General features: G+C 57.3%; 1 protein-coding gene. It reads right to left on the bottom strand.

Annotation, left to right across the window (positions count from 1 at the left end):
- Positions 1–178: 178 nt before the first annotated feature.
- Positions 179–1450 carry an IS4-like element ISPa1635 family transposase gene (locus N7650_RS27850; RefSeq protein ID WP_279900902.1) on the bottom strand — a complete coding sequence of 424 codons (1272 nt, stop codon included), beginning with the start codon at positions 1448–1450 and terminating at the stop codon, positions 179–181.
- Between the last annotated feature and the right edge of the window lie 123 nt (positions 1451–1573).

The raw sequence follows: 1573 nt of genomic DNA, 5'->3' as shown, positions 1-1573 counted from the left end.
ATGGCCGTCGGGCGATGACCAGGCCTCTGCCGCTCAATCAGGCGGTCTAGCTGGGCTGGCGGTGATGTGATCATCGTCTGTTCCGGCTGTCTAGGCGAGATTTCTCGTTCTCCGGACGAGCCTATGCCGACCGCTTGTGGCCAGCTTTTTTGCACGGAGGTTGGGCGGTGGTGTTTCTTCAGCGCGTCGGTTTGTAGCCCTCACAACCTCGGCTGGCTGCGCGTTTGCTGTGGCGCGCAAAGCTACGGCCTGAGCGTACGGCACTGAGGCTTTTAGCCATCAAGGCCAGCACATTGCTCAGCCCCTGAGCACAGTGCCGCACCAGCAGCTCGACCAGGGTATTTTTGAGCCGTGACACGCCTTGGGTGAAGTTGACTTTCCATCGCAGCTTGCGACCTTTGTGGCGCTGTTCGATGACCGGCTGTAGCAGGTGCTGCATCAACAGCGCCAGGTTCTTCAACAGTTGAGCGGCATGAAAGTCCTGCTTTACAGCGGTCACGCTGCGGCCGCTGAAGTTGTCCAGCGTCAGGGTTTGTTTGAGGCGACGGAAATCGGTTTCGATGCCCCAGCGGCGGTGGTAAAGCTCGGCAAACACCTCAGCGGGAAAGGCTTCTCGATCCAGCAGCGAGGTCAGCAATACTTCGCTTTCGCCGTTGGCCAACTCGACCCGGATCAGTCTCAGCTCGATCTGGCTGGCAGGATCAACGCCAGCCTCGGAGCAGAACAGACGTGCTTCAGGATGGTTGGCCACGAAAAGCTGTGTGTCTTCAACTTGGCCAGAGTGTAGAAACGCTTTGACCTGGGCGTTATAGCCACAGGGCAGGCGCATCAGAAAGTGCCGCTGTTGCTGCGCGAACAGCGCGAATAACCAGTGCCCAGGGTAACCACGGTCAAACAGCGTCAGGCTGTCAGCCGGCAGGTGCTCAAGGTGCAGATGGGCACAGTCGCGCTCGCCGACGGTCAGGGGCACGATCAGGCTATGCAAGGTTTGACCGTCAGCGACTTCGTAGAGTGTGGACAAGCGAGCCATGGGAAAGCCAGAGTGACTGCCAAAGAAGGTCGCCATGGTCGACTCCAGGGGTAAATGCACGGTCGAGCCATCCACCGCGAGCACCCTCAGCCCACGCCACTTCTGACGCAGCCCGAAGCAGTCAATTTGTTGCTGCAGGAGGCGATTGAGACTTTCAAATACCTCGGGGTTGAGCTTTTTGCGCGCTTTGCAGAAGGCCTGCGCAGTGACCATTTGCGTCTCAGTCGACGCCTGATTGAGTACGCGATAGAACTGATCGAGTTCGGTTTGCAGGGCCGTGCGCGGCTGATTGAGCAGGAACAGGACGAGGTTCTTGAAGGTGAGCTGGCGTCGGCGGGTAAAGTCTTGAGGATTCTGGCGGTGGGCGGCGATGAAGGCGGGACAATCGAGCGGGCTGGTTATTTTTTGTACAATTTTCAAGCCAGGGTTTGGCTGGCGGTGTCAAGCGATGCGGTATAGGTAGTCAAAAGGGCTTCTCCCATGCACTGATTTGAGCGCTAATTATATGATATTTATGGATAATTTCCAAAGTTGATGACATTG

The sequence above is a fragment of the Pseudomonas sp. GD04058 genome (genome assembly GCF_029836855.1).
Taxonomy (GTDB): Bacteria; Pseudomonadota; Gammaproteobacteria; order Pseudomonadales; family Pseudomonadaceae; genus Aquipseudomonas; species Aquipseudomonas bharatica.
The sequence above is the reverse complement of the archived record's forward strand: the minus strand, read 5'-3'. Positions and strand labels throughout refer to the sequence as shown.